Annotated in this window: 18 protein-coding genes; 16 read left to right on the top strand and 2 right to left on the bottom strand. The window is 71.7% G+C overall.

Going from position 1 to position 15,466, the window contains the following annotated elements; translation table 11 throughout:
* Window positions 1-87 precede the first annotated feature (87 nt).
* The 9 genes from rplU (at window position 88) to dinB (ending at window position 7,760) form a co-directional block, all read left to right on the top strand.
* Complete coding sequence (gene rplU, locus H6A07_RS00205) at window positions 88-396, top strand: 50S ribosomal protein L21 (RefSeq protein WP_204812213.1); 309 nt, start codon at window positions 88-90, stop codon at window positions 394-396.
* A 36-nt stretch (window positions 397-432) separates the two neighbouring features.
* Window positions 433-681, top strand: a complete 249-nt coding sequence (gene rpmA / locus H6A07_RS00200; RefSeq protein WP_087315127.1) for a 50S ribosomal protein L27 — start codon at window positions 433-435, stop codon at window positions 679-681.
* A 195-nt stretch (window positions 682-876) separates the two neighbouring features.
* Complete coding sequence (obgE, locus tag H6A07_RS00195; protein ID WP_239470964.1) at window positions 877-2,202, top strand: GTPase ObgE; 1,326 nt, start codon at window positions 877-879, stop codon at window positions 2,200-2,202.
* Window positions 2,203-3,315, top strand: a complete 1,113-nt coding sequence (gene proB / locus H6A07_RS00190; RefSeq protein WP_204812209.1) for a glutamate 5-kinase — start codon at window positions 2,203-2,205, stop codon at window positions 3,313-3,315. It begins immediately after the preceding gene.
* Window positions 3,316-3,340: 25 nt separating this feature from the next.
* Window positions 3,341-4,624 (top strand): glutamate-5-semialdehyde dehydrogenase, encoded by a 1,284-nt coding sequence (locus tag H6A07_RS00185; protein ID WP_204812207.1) that lies wholly within the window; start codon window positions 3,341-3,343, stop codon window positions 4,622-4,624.
* A complete protein-coding gene (nadD, locus tag H6A07_RS00180) occupies window positions 4,621-5,328 on the top strand; it encodes a nicotinate-nucleotide adenylyltransferase (RefSeq protein ID WP_204812205.1) in 708 nt (235 codons plus the stop codon). Before H6A07_RS00185 ends, nadD begins: the two co-directional genes overlap by 4 nt.
* On the top strand, window positions 5,328-6,053 hold the full coding sequence (locus tag H6A07_RS00175; protein ID WP_204812203.1) for an HD domain-containing protein: 726 nt from the start codon (window positions 5,328-5,330) through the stop codon (window positions 6,051-6,053). The genes nadD and H6A07_RS00175 overlap by 1 nt, the downstream gene beginning before the upstream one ends.
* Before the next feature lie 27 nt (window positions 6,054-6,080).
* Window positions 6,081-6,437, top strand: coding sequence for a ribosome silencing factor (rsfS, locus tag H6A07_RS00170; protein ID WP_204812201.1), 357 nt, complete (start codon window positions 6,081-6,083; stop codon window positions 6,435-6,437).
* 39 nt (window positions 6,438-6,476) lie between these two features.
* A complete protein-coding gene (dinB, locus tag H6A07_RS00165; RefSeq protein ID WP_204812188.1) occupies window positions 6,477-7,760 on the top strand; it encodes a DNA polymerase IV in 1,284 nt (427 codons plus the stop codon).
* A gap of 37 nt (window positions 7,761-7,797) precedes the next feature.
* Here dinB and H6A07_RS00160 read toward each other — a convergent pair whose 3' ends face one another.
* Window positions 7,798-9,027 (bottom strand): sensor histidine kinase, encoded by a 1,230-nt coding sequence (locus H6A07_RS00160; RefSeq protein WP_204812181.1) that lies wholly within the window; start codon window positions 9,025-9,027, stop codon window positions 7,798-7,800.
* A gap of 9 nt (window positions 9,028-9,036) precedes the next feature.
* Window positions 9,037-9,711, bottom strand: a complete 675-nt coding sequence (locus H6A07_RS00155) for a response regulator transcription factor (RefSeq protein ID WP_204812179.1) — start codon at window positions 9,709-9,711, stop codon at window positions 9,037-9,039.
* Window positions 9,712-9,947: 236 nt separating this feature from the next.
* On the opposite strand from H6A07_RS00155, the gene rpsP reads away from it, so the two are divergent.
* The 7 genes from rpsP to glyS are packed head-to-tail and all read left to right on the top strand — an operon-like array spanning window position 9,948 to window position 15,456.
* Complete coding sequence (gene rpsP / locus H6A07_RS00150) at window positions 9,948-10,283, top strand: 30S ribosomal protein S16 (RefSeq protein ID WP_204812177.1); 336 nt, start codon at window positions 9,948-9,950, stop codon at window positions 10,281-10,283.
* 9 nt (window positions 10,284-10,292) lie between these two features.
* Window positions 10,293-10,583 carry a KH domain-containing protein gene (locus H6A07_RS00145; RefSeq protein WP_204812175.1) on the top strand — a complete coding sequence of 97 codons (291 nt, stop codon included), beginning with the start codon at window positions 10,293-10,295 and terminating at the stop codon, window positions 10,581-10,583.
* Window positions 10,584-10,589: 6 nt separating this feature from the next.
* Window positions 10,590-11,105: a 16S rRNA processing protein RimM gene (locus H6A07_RS00140; RefSeq protein ID WP_204812172.1), complete on the top strand. Its 516-nt coding sequence runs from the start codon at window positions 10,590-10,592 to the stop codon at window positions 11,103-11,105.
* Window positions 11,106-11,110: 5 nt separating this feature from the next.
* The gene (trmD, locus tag H6A07_RS00135) at window positions 11,111-11,851 is read left to right on the top strand and encodes a tRNA (guanosine(37)-N1)-methyltransferase TrmD (RefSeq protein ID WP_204812170.1); all 741 of its coding nucleotides are present in this window, start codon (window positions 11,111-11,113) and stop codon (window positions 11,849-11,851) included.
* Between the two features lie 3 nt (window positions 11,852-11,854).
* Window positions 11,855-12,418 carry a signal peptidase I gene (gene lepB / locus H6A07_RS00130; RefSeq protein ID WP_204812168.1) on the top strand — a complete coding sequence of 188 codons (564 nt, stop codon included), beginning with the start codon at window positions 11,855-11,857 and terminating at the stop codon, window positions 12,416-12,418.
* Window positions 12,419-12,447: 29 nt separating this feature from the next.
* Window positions 12,448-13,359, top strand: coding sequence for a glycine--tRNA ligase subunit alpha (locus tag H6A07_RS00125; RefSeq protein ID WP_204812165.1), 912 nt, complete (start codon window positions 12,448-12,450; stop codon window positions 13,357-13,359).
* The gene (gene glyS / locus H6A07_RS00120) at window positions 13,360-15,456 is read left to right on the top strand and encodes a glycine--tRNA ligase subunit beta (protein WP_204812163.1); all 2,097 of its coding nucleotides are present in this window, start codon (window positions 13,360-13,362) and stop codon (window positions 15,454-15,456) included.
* The last annotated feature ends 10 nt before the right edge of the window (window positions 15,457-15,466 follow it).

Genomic DNA, 15,466 nt, shown 5'->3' with positions numbered 1-15,466 from the left:
GTCACGGCAACTTTTTGTTGACGAGCCGAGGCGCTGCTTGTAATATAAGCAACTGTTGCATTCAGCCAGCAATGAAGGGTTTCGCACATGTACGCAATCGTAGCAACTGGTGGCAAGCAGTATAAGGTTGCCGAGGGTGACGTCATCGACGTCGAGAAGCTCGACGCGCAGCCTGGCGACAAGGTCGAGCTGCCCGTCCTTCTCGTGAACGACGGCACCAAGACCGTCGTTGGCTCTGCTCCCCTCGAGGGCAAGACCGTCACCGCCGAGGTCGTCGAGCAGTTCAAGGGCGAGAAGGTCCTCGTCTTCAAGCTCAAGAAGCGCAAGCGCTATCACCGCGCCAACGGCCACCGTCAGAACCTGACGAAGATCAAGGTCGTTGAGATCCCCGCGTAGCTCTCGTTTTTCGCTCTAGAGAAGGCAGGTCATACCATGGCTCACAAGAAAGGCCTCGGCTCGTCCCGCAACGGCCGTGACTCCAACGCCCAGCGCCTCGGCACCAAGCGCTACGGCGGCCAGACCGTGAAGGCCGGCGAGATCCTCGTCCGTCAGCGCGGCACCCACATCCACCCCGGCGACAACGTCGGCATCGGCAAGGACGACACCCTGTTCGCCCTCACCGCCGGCACCGTCGAGTTCACCAAGGGCGTCAAGCACCGCGTGCACGTGCGCGAGGCGTAGGCGCGCCCCACACAGTTCGACTCGGGCCTCGGTCCTCGGACCGGGGCTCTTTTTGCCTAAAAGGGGTCTGACCCCTTTTAGGCACGTTCTGGTTCGATGTACCATGGGAGCCGGACAAAGGAGACCCACGTGGAGAACACGTTCACCGATCTTTCCCACATCAACGTGCGCGGCGGCGACGGCGGCGCGGGCTGCATGTCGTTCAGGCGCGAGGCGTTCGTCCCCAAGGGCGGCCCCGACGGCGGCGACGGCGGCAAGGGCGGCGACGTGGTGGTCGAGGCGGACCCCCAGCTCTCGTCGCTCATCGACTACCGCTACAAGCACCACTTCCGCGCCGAGCGCGGCACGCACGGCCAGGGCGCGCGCCGTCACGGCCGCGACGGGGCCGACCTCGTCCTGCGCGTCCCGGTGGGCACCGTCGTCCGGGAGCTCGACCCCGCGACGCAGGAGCCCCTCTACGCCATCGCCGACCTCACCAGCCCCGGCGAGCGCGTGGTCGTGGCCCCGGGCGGCGCGGGCGGGCGCGGCAACATCCACTTCGTCACCTCCGTGCGGCGCGCCCCGGCCTTCGCCGAGAAGGGCGAGCCGGCCCGCGAGCACTGGATCGAGCTCGAGATGAAGCTCATGGCCGACGCCGCCCTCGTGGGGATGCCGTCGGTGGGCAAGAGCTCCATCATCGCCCGCATCAGCGCGGCGCGCCCCAAGATCGCCGACTACCCGTTCACCACGCTGGTCCCCAACCTGGGCGTCGCGCGCGCCGCGAACGGCCAGTCGTTCGTCGCGGCCGACGTCCCCGGCCTCATCGAGGGCGCGAGCGAGGGGCGCGGGCTCGGCCACCAGTTCCTGCGCCACATCGAGCGCACGGCGCTCATCCTCCACGTCGTCGACGCCACGGGCGGCTACGAGGGCCGCGACGTCGTCGAGGACTACCGCACCATCAACGAGGAGCTCGCCGCCTACGCCGCCGAGCTCGCCGAGCGCCCCCAGGTCGTCGTCGCCAACAAGTGCGACCTGCCGGGGACCGAGGAGGCCGTGGAGCGGCTCTGCGCCGCCGCCGAGGCGGACGGGCGCGCGTTCTTCGCCGTGTCCGCCGCGACGGGCGCCGGGCTCGACGCGCTCGTCTCCAGCTGCGCCGCCGAGGTCGCCCGCCTGAGGTCCGAGGCCGCCGCGACCGGCCCGGTCGTCGACCTCTCGGAGCGCTGGGAGCGGGAGCGCCAGCGCCGCGACCGCAGCATGCGCGTCACGCGCGAGGAGCGCCACGCCTGGCGCGTCAGCGGCCCGCAGATCGAGCGCATGGTCATCCAGACCGACTGGGAGAACGACGAGGCCGTGGCCTACCTCCAGCACCGCTTCGACCGGTGCGGCCTCGACGACGCCCTCGCCAAGGCCGGCGCGGTCAACGGCGACGAGGTCCGCATCCTCGAGCTCGCCTTCACCTTCGAGGGCGCCGACGCCGCGCCCGACTTCGACGAGCTCGGCGAGGCCGAGGAGTCGCTCGTCGCCGAGGAGGGGGAGGAGTAGGTGGCCCGCCCGTCGCTCGCCGTCATCAAGGTCGGCTCGTCCACGCTCGTCGACGCGACGGGCGCGATCGACCGCGACTTCGTGCGGGACCTCTGCGAGCAGGTGTGCGAGCTCGTCGACGGCGGCACCCGCGTCGTGCTCGTCTCCTCCGGCGCCGTCGCCGCCGGCCGCGAGGTCCTCGGCTTCTCCGAGCGTCCGAGCGACATGGCGTCGCTGCAGGCCTGCGCCTCGGCGGGCCAGGCGCGCCTCACGCAGGCCTACGCGGACGTGCTCGCCGAGCGCGGCGTCCCCTGCGGCCAGGTCCTGCTCACCCGGCGCGACGTCATGGACCGCGACGCCTTCCTCAACGCGCGCACGACCCTCGCGCGCCTGCTCGAGCTCGGCGCGGTCCCCGTCGTGAACGAGAACGACACCCTCTCGACCGCCGAGTTCGCCTTCGGCGACAACGACATGCTCGGCGCCCTGGTCTCGGCCCTCGTCGGGGCCGAGCTCTACGTCATCTGCTCCGACGTCGAGGGCCTCTACACCGCGAATCCCCAGGAGGACCCCACGGCGACGCTCATCGAGCGCGTCGAGGAGGTCGACCACGAGCTGAGCGCGCGGGCGGGCGGCGCGGGGACGTCGTTCGGCACCGGCGGCATGTCCTCCAAGCTGAGGGCCGCCCGCGCGATGCTCGCCGCCGGCATCCCCACGGTCATCTGCCGGGGGCGGCGCGAGCGCGTCCTCGTCGACGTCGTGCGCGGCGCGAGCGTGGGCACGCGCTTCGAGCCCCCCGCCGGCCTGCCCCACGAGGGCGGGCGCAAGCTCTGGATCGGCCTCGCCGAGGTGCCCCGGGGCACGATCACGCTCGACGAGGGCGCGAGCCGCGCCGTGCTCGAGCGCGGGGCGTCCATCCTGCCCGTCGGCGTCGTCTCCTCGAGCGGCACCTACGAGGCGGGCGACGTCGTGAACGTGCGCGCGGCCTCCGGGGACGTGATCGGGCGCGGCATCGCCCGCTACTCCTCGGAGGACATGATGCGCGTCCGGGGGGTCAAGCTCGACGTCATCGCCCGCTTCCTCGGCGCGGACCGCGCGCGCCCCGCCGTGCACCGAGACGATCTTCTCGTCTTCTAGGAAGGCTTTCAGGAAGGAGAGCACCATGTCCGAGGCCAGAGACAAGGCAAGGCTCGCGCGAGGCAGCGCCCCGCTGCTCGCCCGCGCCCCCAGGTCCGCCCGCGAGCTCGCGCTCGAGTGCGCCGCGAGCCGCATCCGCGAGGGGGCCGGCGCGGTCGTCGAGGCCAACCGCCGCGACCTCGAGCGGGCCCGCGCGGCGGGCATGAGCGTCGCGCTCCAGGACCGCCTCATGCTCGACGAGGCGCGCGTGGGCGCGATCGCGGACTCCCTCGAGGAGATCGCCCGCCAGGCCGACCCGCTCGGCCGGGTGGTCGGGGGCTCCACGCTTGCCAGCGGCCTGCGCATCGAGCAGGTCACGGTGCCGCTCGGCGTGGTGGCGATGATCTACGAGGCGCGCCCCAACGTCACGGCGGACGCCTTCGGGCTGTGCGTGCGCTCCGGCAACGCCTGCGTCCTCAAGGGCGGCTCGGCGGCGCGCGAGTCGTGCCTGGCCATCGTGGCGCTCTGCCGCGCGGCGCTCGAGGACGCCGGCCTTCCCGCCGACGCCCTCCAGTACGTCGACGATGACGCGGCCCACACCCAGACCGCCGAGCTCCTCGAGGCGACCGGCCTCGTGGACGTGCTGATCCCGCGCGGCGGCGCGGCGCTGATCCGCGCGTGCGTCGAGGGCGCCAAGGTTCCCGTCATCGAGACGGGCACCGGCAACTGCCACGTCTACGTCCACGCCTCCGCCGACCTCGACCGTGCGCGGGCCATCGTCATGAACGCCAAGACCCAGCGCGTCGGCGTCTGCAACGCCGCCGAGTCGCTGCTCGTCGACCGGGCGGTCGCCGGGGCGTTCCTCCCCGCCATGCTCGTCGAGCTCGCGCGCGCGGGCGTGCTCGTCCACGGCGACGCCGAGACGCTCGCGGCCGCCTCCGGCGTGGGGGAGGGCGACGCCGGGCTGGTCGCCGCGCACCTCGCCCCCGCGACCGAGGACGACTGGGGCCGGGAGTACCTCGCGCTGGAGATCAGCTGCCACGTCGTGGACGGCGTCGAGGAGGCCGTCGCGCACGTCAACCGCTACGGGACGGGTCACTCCGAGGCCATCGTGGCCGACTCCTACGAGGCCTGCGAGGCGTTTCTCGCCGGCGTGGACGCCGCCGTGGTCTACGCCAACGCCTCGACGCGGTTCACGGACGGCGGGGTCTTCGGGCTCGGCGCCGAGATCGGCATCTCGACCCAGAAGCTCCACGCCCGCGGCCCCATGGGCGCCTCCGCCCTCACCACGACCAAGTGGCTCGCGCGCGGGGACGGGCAGGTGCGATGAGCGTCGATGTCGCCCGTCTCAGGGAGAGCGACCTGCCGGTCCTGGGGGCCGACGCGTCGCGCCGCTACCGCCTCGGCATCATGGGCGGCACCTTCGACCCCATCCACAACGGCCACCTCGTCGCCGCCGAGCAGGCCTTCGACGACCTCGGGCTCGACCTCGTGGTCTTCATGCCGGCGGGCCGCCCCGCGTTCAAGCAGAACAAGCGCGTCACCTCGGGCGAGGAGCGCTTCGCGATGACGCTGCTCGCGACCGCCGACAACCCCCACTTCGTCGCCTCGCGCTTCGAGATCGACCGCGCGGGGGTCACCTACACGGCCGACACGCTGCGGCTGCTCCGCGAGCTCTACCCAGACAACGTCGAGTTCTACTTCATCACCGGCGCCGACGCGATCACCGAGATCGTCTCCTGGCGCGACGCCGCCGACATCGCGCGCCTGGCGCACCTGGTGGCCGCGACGCGCCCCGGCTACGACCTTGACCGCGCCTGGGACGCGATCGCCGCCTCCGGGCTCGAGTTCGACGTGACGTACCTCTCGGTCCCCGCGCTCGCGATCTCCTCCAGCTACCTGCGCGAGCGCGTGGCCGCCGGGCAGAGCCTGCGCTACCTGACGCCCGACCAGGTGACGGGCTACCTCCACAAGCACGGCCTCTACGGGGCGCCGCGCAGCCGCTACGGCCAGACGCGCGAGGTGGTGGACTGATGGGGAAGAAGGGGAAGGCCAAGGAGAAGGGCGCCGAGAAGCCCAAGGCCAAGGCCGGCGGCAAGGCCAAGCTGCGCGAGAAGGACGGCCTCGTCGGGCGGCCGGAGGTCAGCTACACCCCCGAGCAGCAGGTCCTTCTCGCCCGGATCACGACGGACGTCTCCGAGCACCTGGCCGGCAAGCCCCGGCGTCTCGCGCACTCGCTCTCGGTGGCGGCCACCGCCGAGCGGCTCGCCGTCACCTACGGCGTGGACCCCTTCCTCGCCCGCGCGGCTGGCCTGCTGCACGACTGGGAGAAGGCCTCGTCCGTCTCCGACCAGCTCGCCCACGCCCGCGAGCTCGGGATCGACCTCGGCGTCGAGCTGGAGCTCGTGCACTCCGTGCTCCACGGCATGATCGCCGCGCGCGTCCTGCCCGAGCGCTACCCGGAGCTGCCGCCGTCGGTGTGGCACGCCGTCGCGGTCCACACCTCCGCCTCCGCCGACATGTGCCCGCTCGACGAGGTGCTCTTCGTCGCCGACGGCATCGAGCCCCTGCGCCCCGCGTCGCCCGGGATCAAGCGGTCCCGCTCGCTCGTCGGCAGGGTCCCGCTCGACGACATATTCTGGGAGTCGTTCGTCGGGGGCATCGTGTACGTCCTCGAGGGCGGCCGATACCTCTACCCGGGTACCATCGGCGTCTACAACGCCCTCGCCGCGCGCCGCGCCGGCCGCGCGCACGCCTGACCCACGCCTGCACAGAAGGAGAACCACATGTCCGTAACCCCGCTCGAGCTCGCCAAGGTCGCCGCCCTCGCGGCGGACTCGAAGAAGGCCGACGACGTCGTCCTTCTCGATCTCACCGAGAAGACCGACGTCTGCGACTACTTCCTGATCTGCTCCGCGGACAACCCCCGCAAGGTCGACGCCATCGTCGACGAGGTCCGGGAGAAGGTGAGCGCCAACTGCGGGCTGTCCCCGATCTCGAGCGAGGGCCGGGAGGGCCTCTCGTGGGTGCTCGTCGACTACGGCTCGGTGGTGGTGCACGTCTTCCGCCAGGAGGCGCGCGACTTCTACCGGCTCGAGACGCTCTGGGGCGACGCCCCCCGCGTCCCCCTTGACCTTGCCTAAAAGGGGTCTGACCCCTTTTAGGCAACCTATACTGGGGACATGGACGAGAAGAACGACAGCCTGACGCCTGCGCTCGACCTGCTCGCCTGGGAGGGCCCGGCGGTGGGCCTGCTCGACCTCGACGCGTTCTTCGCCTCGGTGGAGCAGCTCGACCATCCGGAGTGGCGCGGGAAGCCGGTGATCGTCGGCGGCTCAGCGGAGCGGCGCGGCGTGGTCTCGACGGCGTCCTACGAGGCGCGCCGCTACGGCGTGCACTCGGCCATGCCCGCAGCGACTGCGCGGCGGCTCTGCCCGCGGGCGATATGGACCCACGGGCACTTCGACCGCTACCGCGAGATGAGCGCCGCCGTGATGGCGATCCTCGTCGACGAGACGCCGCTCGTCGAGCAGGTCTCGATCGATGAGGCCTTCTTCGACGTGACGCCCGGGCGCTTCTCGCACGAGAGCCCCGTGGAGATCTGCCGCCGCGTGCAGCGGCGCGTCGCCGAGCTTGGCGTCACGTGCTCGATCGGCATCGGCGTCAACAAGACCGTCGCGAAGATTGCCTCGGAGCGCGAGAAGCCCCGCGGGCTCACTGTGGTGCCCCCGGGGACCGAGGCGGCGTTTCTCGCCCCGCTGCCCGTCGGGGCCATGAGCGGCGTCGGCCCCGCGACGGAGGCGCGCCTGCACGAGATGGGCGTGCGGACCCTGGGCGAGCTCGCGCGGGCCGACGTCCGCGAGCTGGAGGATACCTTCGGCGTGAACGGCCCCCGGATGGCGCTGCGCGCTGCGGGCGCCGAGCGCGGGCGCGTCGCGGAGGCGGCGGCCACGGAGCGCGCCAAGTCCGTCTCGAACGAGCGCACCTTCGCGCGCGACCTCGTCGACCGCGAGGAGCTCGAGGCGGCGGTCAGGCACGTCTCGGAGATGGTCGCGCACCGCCTGCGCCGCAAGGGGCTCAAGGGGCGGACCGTCACCCTCAAGCTCAAGTTCGACGTGAGCCACGCGCGGACCGCGCAGCGCGCCCTCGCGCGCGAGACCGACGACGGCCGCACGATCGGCGACCTCGCGGTGGCCCTGCTGGGCGAGGCGTGGCACGAGGGGCTCGCCGTGCGGCTGGTGGGGGTCGCCGTCTCCGGCTTCGACGCCGGGGAGGAGCAGCTCACGCTCTTCGACGAGGCCGGCGCCGGCGCCCCCGCGCGCCCGGGCCGCGACCTCGGCGCGATTGGCCGCGTGGCCGACGCCCTGCGCGAGCGCTACGGGGAGGGCGCGGTCCGCTACGGGCGCGACCTGCGATTCGTCGACGCGACCACGGACACGGCCCCCATGAACAAGGACGACTTCTAGAAAAGTTGCCTAAAAGGGGTCTGACCCCTTTTAGGCATCAGAGGAGGACGGTGAAGGTGGTGCCCTCGCGCTCGCCCGAGGTGGCCGAGATCGTGCCGCCGGCGCCCTCGACCAGCGCCTTCGCGATGGCAAGGCCAAGGCCGAAGCCGCCCTCGGCGGAGCGCTCGCGCGCCCGGTCGGTGCGGTAGAAGCGATCGAAGAGGTGCTCGAGCTCAGCGGGGGAGATGACGTCGCCGAGGTTGGCGACCACGAGCCTCGAGCGCCGGCCGTCGCGGTCCAGGCGCACGCTCACGGCGGTGCCCGCGCGGGCGTACTTGGTCGCGTTGTCCAGCAGCGTCCTGACCACGCGCCGGTAGTCGTCCGGGCGGACGCGTGCCGTGACGCCGGGGAGGAGCTCGGGGCGGATTGAGCAGCCCCGCTCGAACGCCACGGCGTCGAACTCGAGGCAGCACCCCGAGACGAGCGCGCTCAGGTCGACCGTCTCCTTCGGCGCGCCGTCGCCGGAGCCGCCCGAGCCGGCCCCCTCGTCGGCCCGGGCGAGGGTGAGCAGGTCCTCGACGAGGCTCTTCATGTGGGAGGCCTCCTCGCGCGTGCTCTTAACCCAGCGCAGGGACTCCTCGTCGACGCGGTGCTCCCGCTCCAAGATCTGCGTGTTGGCGAGAATGACCGCGAGCGGCGTCTTGAGCTCGTGCGAGGCGTCCGAGACGAAGCGGCGCTGCTGCTCCCAGGCGCGCTCGACGGGGCGCAGGGCCCAGCCTGAGAGCACGTAGGAGACCAGGAAGAGGACGCCCATCGAGACGAGAAACACGACGAGGCCGTTCAGCGCCTGCGAGCGCAGCGCGGCGTCGCGCGAGTAGGTGTCCACGAGGGCGAGCCGCCAGCCGTAGGGCGTCGCCGCGCGCCGCCAGGAGATGGGGTAGTCCGCGCACTCCCCGGCATCGGCGGGGGAGGCGAGCACCTCCGCCACCACGTCGTCGAGGGTGTCGGCGGGGATGGAGACCGGAGACCCGCTCACGGCGAGCGCGGTCCCGTCCGGGGCGATCTCCACCACCACGGCGAGCATGACCTCGGCGCTCTGCTCGCCCGTCGTGTCGCCGATCTGGGCCGAGGTGATGTCGCCCTCGATCGCCCGGTCGAGGATCCGCGCGGTCACCGCGTGCAGCGTGAGCGCGTTGCCCACGAAGACCGCGCCGAGGACCCCGAGCAGCACGAGGCCCACGAGCAGCATCGTGATCGCGATGAACTCCCTGCGCAGCCGGGCGAGCATGCGCGCGCCCTAGGCGTCGAAGGCCTCGAGGCGGTACCCGAGCATCCGGAGCGTGGTGATCTGGACCGACGAGCCGATGTGCGCGAGCTTCTTGCGCAGGAAGGACACGTAGGCCTCGACGGAGTTCTCGGAGGCGTCGGTGTCGCCCCAGACGCGCGCGAGCAGGTCCTGCTTGGAGACGACGCGCGGGCTCGAGCTCATCAGGATCCGCATGACCTCGAACTCCTTGCCGGACAGATGGACCGTCTCGTCGCCGCAGGACAGGTCGTGCGTGGCGAGGTCGAGCGTCACGTCGGCGAAGGTGACGTCGTCGAGCATGACGTCGCCGCGCCGGCGCGTGAGCGCGCGCAGGCGGGCGAGCAGCTCGTCGGCCTCGAACGGCTTGGTCATGTAGTCGTCGGCGCCGGCGTCGAGCCCCTCGACCTTGTCGGCCGTCGAGGTGCGCGCGGTGAGCAGGAGCACGGGGGTCGAGACGCCCTGGCGGCGCATCTCGTGGACGACCTCGCACCCGTCCATCCCCGGCAGCATGACGTCGAGCACGACCGCGTCGAAGGAGCCGGTGAGCGCGGCGCGCAGGCCCGAGCGGCCGTCGTAGGCGGCCTCGGCGTGGCAGGAGGCGTCAGAGACGATGCGCACGATCGCGTCCGCGAGGTTGCGTTCGTCTTCGACAACGAGGATGTTCATGGAGCGTTCCTTCCCTTATGTCGCACGACCGTCTCGTGCGGGCACGTGGGGTATCCTACCCAGCGGGGCTGAATTTCTCCTGAACGCGCCCGCCCATCCGGGCCTCTCCGGCCCCTTTCACAAAAACTGCACCTTGCGGCCGGCGCAAAGAGTCGTAAACTGATATGTCGTTTTGTGGCCACGCGGTGCGGCCAACCCAACCGACCACGCGCACCGCACGTATGGAGGAGTGTTCATTGGCAGTCAAGATTCGCCTGGCCCGTCACGGTGCCAAGAAGCGTCCGTACTACCGCGTCGTCGTCGCTGACGGCCGCATGCCGCGCGACGGCCGCTACATCGAGGAGGTCGGCCGCTACAACCCGCTGACCAACCCCAAGACCATCGACATCAACCTCGAGAAGGTCGACGAGTGGGTCGCCAAGGGCGCCCAGCCCACCAACGCCGTCTCCCACCTGATCGACGTCGCCCGCAACGGCCAGCCCATCGTCGAGAAGAAGACGAAGCTCTCCAAGAAGGCCGCCGCCAAGGCCGCTGCCGCCGCTGAGGCCGAGGCCGAGTCGGACGCCGAGTAGGTGCTCGCCATGGGGACCACCGATGGCTCCCTTGCCGAGGCCGCTGAGCAGGAGCTTCCCTCCGACCGCGTGGCCGACCTCGTCGAGTACATCGTCTGCGGCCTCGTCGACGACGAGACTGCGGTGTCCCTCGACGTCACGGACGGCGACGAGGGCGCGCTCATCGAGGTGAGTTGCTCGGAGGAGGACGCCGGGCGCGTGATCGGCCGCAAGGGCCGCACCATCAAGGCGATCCGCACCCTCGCCCGCGCGCTCGGGCAGCGCGTCGGCACGGCCGTCGAGGTCGAGGTCGTGGGCTAGGGGCGCATGCGAGACCGCTTCAGGAGCATAGCCCGTGTCGAGAAGACGCACGGGAGGCGGGGGGAGGTCGTGACGGTTCCCGTTCACGGCCTTCCCCCGCTCGTCCATGAGGGACTCGAGGTCGCCGTGGTGCCGCCCGAGCTGCGTGGGGACCGCTGGCACCGCGTCCTGTCGTGCGCCTCGGACGGCCGCGCGGGCTCGCTCGTCGCGCTGAGCGGCGTGGACGACCTCTCCGCCGCCGAGCGCCTCGTCGGCAGGACCCTGCTCGCGCGCGTGGCCGACCTCCCGGCGGACCTCGCCCGGCACGACCCCGACCGCCTTCTGGGCCGCGAGGTGCGCGACGAGAAGAGCGGCGAGCCCGCCCGGATCGCTGAGGTCATGACCGGCCCGGCCAATGACGTCTGGGTCCTGCGCGGCGCGCGCGGCGAGCTGCTCCTGCCCGTCGTGGACGAGGTCGTGCCCGACGTCCCCGAGGACGGCCCCATCCCCGTGCGCGTGCCCGCCGGGCTCGAGTGGGAGTGAGCCGCATGCTGTTCGAGACCCTCTCCGTCATCCCCGACGTCTTCGCGCCCTACCTCGACGCCTCGATCATGGGGCGCGCGCGGCGCGCGGGCGTCTTCGACTTCGTCGCCCACAACCTGCGCGACTGGACCCACGACCGCCACCGGACCGTGGACGACGCCCCGTTCGGCGGCGGGCAGGGCATGCTGATGAAGCCCGCGCCCGTCTTCGAGGCGGTCGACGACCTCGCCGCGCGCGGGGAGCGCCCGCACGTCGTGTTCTTCTCGCCCTGCGGGACGCCCTACGACCAGCGCGCCGCCGAGCGCCTGGCCCGCGAGGAGCGGGTCCTTCTCGTCTGCGGGCGCTACGAGGGCATGGACGAGCGCGTCTACGCCCTCGCCGACGACGTCTTCTCGCTGGGGGACTACGTGCTCACGGGCGGCGAGCTCGCGGCGCTCGTGGTGATCGACTCCGTCGTGCGCCTCCTTCCCGGCGCCCTCGGCGACGAGATGAGCGCCGTCGACGAGTCCTTCTCGCCGGACGCCGGCCTGCTCGAGTACGCCCAGTACACCCGCCCGGCCAGCTACCGGGGGATGGACGTGCCCGAGGTGCTGCTGTCCGGCGACCACGCCCGCGTCGCACGGTGGCGCCGGCTGAGCGCGCTCGAGCGCACCGCGCGCTGGCGGCCCGACCTGCTCGACGGCGCGCCGCTCTCCGAGGAGGAGCGCGCCTACGTCCGTTCCCTGACCGACGACGGGAGGAGCTAGCCCATGGCCGCCCACTTCAGGGGGGAGCCCCGAGCGCGCGGGCGCTTCTCCTGGCTTCTCGGGACGCTCGCGCTCACGGCCGCGCTCGCGGTCCTGCTCCGCCTGTTCGTGGTGGGCGCCTACTACGTCCCCTCGGGCTCCATGCTCGACACGATCGGCATCGGCGACCTGCTGCTCGGCGAGCGCGTCTCGCTGGCGTTCCGCGACCCCGAGCCCGGCGACATCGTCACGTTCGACAGCCCGCTCGACGAGGGCGAGACGCTCGTGAAGCGCGTGATCGCCACGGGCGGGCAGACGATCGACCTCGTGAACGGCTCGGTCGTGGTCGACGGGGAGACGCTGGAGGAGCCCTACGTGGACGGGGCGCCCACCGAGTCGCTCTCCGGCCTCTCCGGCTCCGCTGGGATAACCTATCCCTACGTCGTCCCCGAGGGGACCGTCTGGGTCATGGGGGACAACCGCACCAACTCGAAGGACTCGCGCTACTTTGGCCCCGTGAGCGTCGATGACGTAACATCGAGGGCCATTCTGATCTACTGGCCACTCTCCGACGCGCGCCTGCTCTAGGCGCGCCCGGGGGCGAGAGAAGGACGACGATGGGCAAGACGAAACTGACCTTCCAGGACATGATCCTCGAGCTCGAGCGGTACTGGGCCGCCCAGGGGTGCACGGTCATGCAGCCCTACGACTCCGAGGTCGGCGCCGGCACGTTCCACACGGCCACGACGCTGCGCTCGCTGGGGCCCGCGCCCTGGCGCACCTGCTACCCGCAGCCGTGCCGCCGGCCCGCGGACGGGCGCTACGGCGAGAATCCCAACCGCATGCAGCACTACTACCAGTTCCAGGTGATCCTCAAGCCCTGCCCGGTGGACTCCCAGGAGCTCTATCTGGGCTCGCTCGCCGCGATCGGGCTCGACCCGGCCGAGCATGACGTCCGCTTCGTCGAGGACGACTGGGAGAGCCCCACCCTCGGCGCCTGGGGACTTGGCTGGGAGGTCTGGATGGACGGCATGGAGGTCACCCAGTACACCTACTTCCAGCAGGTCGGCGGCATCGAGTGCGATCCGGTCCCGGTGGAGATCACCTACGGCCTGGAGCGCATCGCCATGTACGCCCAGGGCGTCGACTCCGTCTACGACGTCGTCTGGTCGTACCTGCCCGACGGCACGCCGATGACCTACGGCGACGTCTTCCAGGAGAACGAGCGCGAGTTCTCCACGTACAACTTCGAGGTCGCCAACGTCGAGATGATGCGCCAGAAGTTCGACGACTACGAGGCCGAGTGCCACTCCTGTCTGGACCGAAGGCTCCCGCTTCCGGCCTACGACTGCGTCATGAAGTGCTCGCACGCCTTCAACCTGCTGGACGCCCGCGGCGCCATCTCTGCCACCGAGCGCGCCAACTACATCCTGCGCGTCCGCACGATCGCCAAGCTCTGCTGCGAGTCCTATCTCGCGGAGGTGGCCGGCAGGACCGACGACACCGCCAAGAAGGGGGAGGTGGCCTAGATGGCCGAGACCCGTGACTTCCTGCTCGAGATCGGCACCGAGGAGATGCCCTCGGCGCCGCTCATGAACGCCGCCCAGCAGCTCGGCGGCCTCGTGGCCAAGGGGCTCGACGCCGCCGGCCTCGCCCACGGCGAGGTGCGCGTCATCTCCACGCCGCGCCGCCTCGCCGCGCTGGTCTCCGACGTGGCCACGGCCACCGACGAGGTCAACGAGGTCAAGCGCGGCCCCAAGGCCGGCATCGCCTTCGACGCGGACGGCGCGCCCACCAAGGCCGCGCTCGGCTTCGCCCGCAAGTGCGGCGTCGACGCCGCCGACCTCGTGCGCCGCGTGGACGCCGACGGCAGCGAGTACGTCTTCGCCGAGCGCAGCGTCCCCTCCGAGCCCGCCGCCCCCATCCTCTCCGCGCTCTCCGCCGACGTGATCGGCGGCCTGCAGTGGCCCAACTACCGCAGCCAGCGCTGGGGCTCCGAGCACGCCACCTTCGTGCGGCCGATCCGCTGGATCTGCGCGCTTCTCGGCACGGACGTGGTCCCCGTGACCTACGCCGACGTCACCTCCGGCAACACCACGCGCGGCCACCGCGTGCTGGCCCCCGGCGAGCACGTCGTGGCCTGCCCCGCCGACTACGAGGCCACCCTTGAGCGCGCCTTCGTGCTCTCGGCCGAGCGCCGCGCCGAGGTCATCCGCGCGGGCATCGAGAAGATCGAGGCGGAGCGCGACGGGGCGCACGTGGACACCCCCCGGCGCATCTTCGACGAGGTCGTGAACCTCTGCGAGTGGCCGACGGTCCTCGTGGGCACCTTCGACGCCTCCTTCCTCGAGGTCCCGCACGAGATCATCTGCGAGTCCATGCTCTCCAACCAGCGCTACTTCCCGGTCTACGACGCCCAGGGCAACCTGACGCGCGAGTTCGTGGTGGTCTCCAACGCCGACCCGCGCGTCTCGGCGACCGTGGTCTCCGGCAACGAGCGCGTGGTGCGCGCCCGCCTGGACGACGCCAAGTTCTTCTACGAGGAGGACCTCAAGCGCCCGATGGAGGAGTTCGTGGAGCGCCTGGGCTCGGTCACGTTCCAGGAGCGCCTCGGCACGATGCTCCAGAAGGTCGCGCGCATGGAGCGCCTGGCCGCCGCGGTCGCCGAGCAGGCGGGGGAGGACGAGGCTGGCGTCGCGGCCGCCGCGCGCGCCGCGCACCTGGCCAAGGCCGACCTCGTCTCCCAGGCCGTCGTCGAGTTCACCAACCAGCAGGGCGTGATGGGCGGCTACTACGCCCAGGCCGCCGGCGAGGCCCCCGAGGTCTGCTCCGCGATCCGCGAGCACTACCGCCCGCGCTTCGCGGGCGACGAGCTGCCGGGCGGCACCTGCGGGCGCTGCGTGGCCATCGCCGACAAGCTGGACACCGTCTGCGGCATCTTCGCGATCGACGAGCCGCCCACCGGCTCCTCCGACCCCTACGCCGTGCGCCGCGCCGCCATCGGCGTCATCGCGATGCTGCGCACGCTGCCGGGCTGCGACCTGCGGTCCCTGATCGACCTCGCGCTCGACGCCTACGCGGACCAGGGGCTCGAGTTCGACCGCGCGTCCGTCTCCGCCGCGATCGCGCGCTTCTTCCAGGGGCGCCTCGTGGCCATCGCGCGCGACGAGGGGCTGCGCCCGGACACGATCGAGGCCGTCTCGGCCGTGGGCGTCGTCAACCCGATCGAGTTCATGGCCCGCGCGCACGCCCTCGAGGATGCGCGCTCGCAGAGCCCGGAGCTCTTCGACGACCTCGCCACCGCCTACGCCCGCGCCGCCCACCTGACCGACGCCTCCCTGGGCTCCGCCGTGGACGAGGCCCTTCTCGGCGACGCCGAGCGGAGCCTGCTTGCGGCCTGCGAGCGGGGCTCGGCCGCCGTCTGCGCGGCGCTCGAGAAGGACGACTACGCCGCCGCGCTGACCGCCCTTGCCGAACTCAGAGCGCCCATCGACCGATTCTTCGACGACGTGCTTGTCATGGACGAGGATACTGCGGTAAGGGAGAACCGCCTGCGCCTCCTCAACCGCTTTGTTGAGGTCTTCGTGGGCGTCGCCGACATCGGCGCGCTCTCCCGCAAGAAATAGGGTACGCTTT

The sequence above is a fragment of the Olsenella uli genome (assembly GCF_016899935.1).
Lineage (GTDB): Bacteria > Actinomycetota > Coriobacteriia > Coriobacteriales > Atopobiaceae > Thermophilibacter > Thermophilibacter uli_B.
The sequence above is the reverse complement of the archived record's forward strand: the minus strand, read 5'-3'. Positions and strand labels throughout refer to the sequence as shown.

Excerpts from the sequence above, each read along its gene's own strand:
- H6A07_RS00185 (WP_204812207.1), top strand. The coding sequence starts at position 3,341 with ATGTCCGAGGCCAGAGACAAGGCAAGGCTCGCGCGAGGCAGCGCCCCG.
- trmD (WP_204812170.1), top strand. The coding sequence starts at position 11,111 with ATGCTGTTCGAGACCCTCTCCGTCATCCCCGACGTCTTCGCGCCCTAC.
- rpmA (WP_087315127.1), top strand. The coding sequence starts at position 433 with ATGGCTCACAAGAAAGGCCTCGGCTCGTCCCGCAACGGCCGTGACTCC.
- rsfS (WP_204812201.1), top strand. The coding sequence starts at position 6,081 with ATGTCCGTAACCCCGCTCGAGCTCGCCAAGGTCGCCGCCCTCGCGGCG.
- H6A07_RS00140 (WP_204812172.1), top strand. The coding sequence starts at position 10,590 with ATGCGAGACCGCTTCAGGAGCATAGCCCGTGTCGAGAAGACGCACGGG.
- obgE (WP_239470964.1), top strand. The coding sequence starts at position 877 with ATGTCGTTCAGGCGCGAGGCGTTCGTCCCCAAGGGCGGCCCCGACGGC.
- glyS (WP_204812163.1), top strand. The coding sequence starts at position 13,360 with ATGGCCGAGACCCGTGACTTCCTGCTCGAGATCGGCACCGAGGAGATG.
- H6A07_RS00160 (WP_204812181.1), bottom strand. The coding sequence starts at position 9,027 with ATGCTCGCCCGGCTGCGCAGGGAGTTCATCGCGATCACGATGCTGCTC.
- H6A07_RS00145 (WP_204812175.1), top strand. The coding sequence starts at position 10,293 with ATGGGGACCACCGATGGCTCCCTTGCCGAGGCCGCTGAGCAGGAGCTT.
- H6A07_RS00155 (WP_204812179.1), bottom strand. The coding sequence starts at position 9,711 with ATGAACATCCTCGTTGTCGAAGACGAACGCAACCTCGCGGACGCGATC.
- lepB (WP_204812168.1), top strand. The coding sequence starts at position 11,855 with ATGGCCGCCCACTTCAGGGGGGAGCCCCGAGCGCGCGGGCGCTTCTCC.
- dinB (WP_204812188.1), top strand. The coding sequence starts at position 6,477 with ATGGACGAGAAGAACGACAGCCTGACGCCTGCGCTCGACCTGCTCGCC.
- H6A07_RS00175 (WP_204812203.1), top strand. The coding sequence starts at position 5,328 with ATGGGGAAGAAGGGGAAGGCCAAGGAGAAGGGCGCCGAGAAGCCCAAG.
- nadD (WP_204812205.1), top strand. The coding sequence starts at position 4,621 with ATGAGCGTCGATGTCGCCCGTCTCAGGGAGAGCGACCTGCCGGTCCTG.
- H6A07_RS00125 (WP_204812165.1), top strand. The coding sequence starts at position 12,448 with ATGGGCAAGACGAAACTGACCTTCCAGGACATGATCCTCGAGCTCGAG.
- rplU (WP_204812213.1), top strand. The coding sequence starts at position 88 with ATGTACGCAATCGTAGCAACTGGTGGCAAGCAGTATAAGGTTGCCGAG.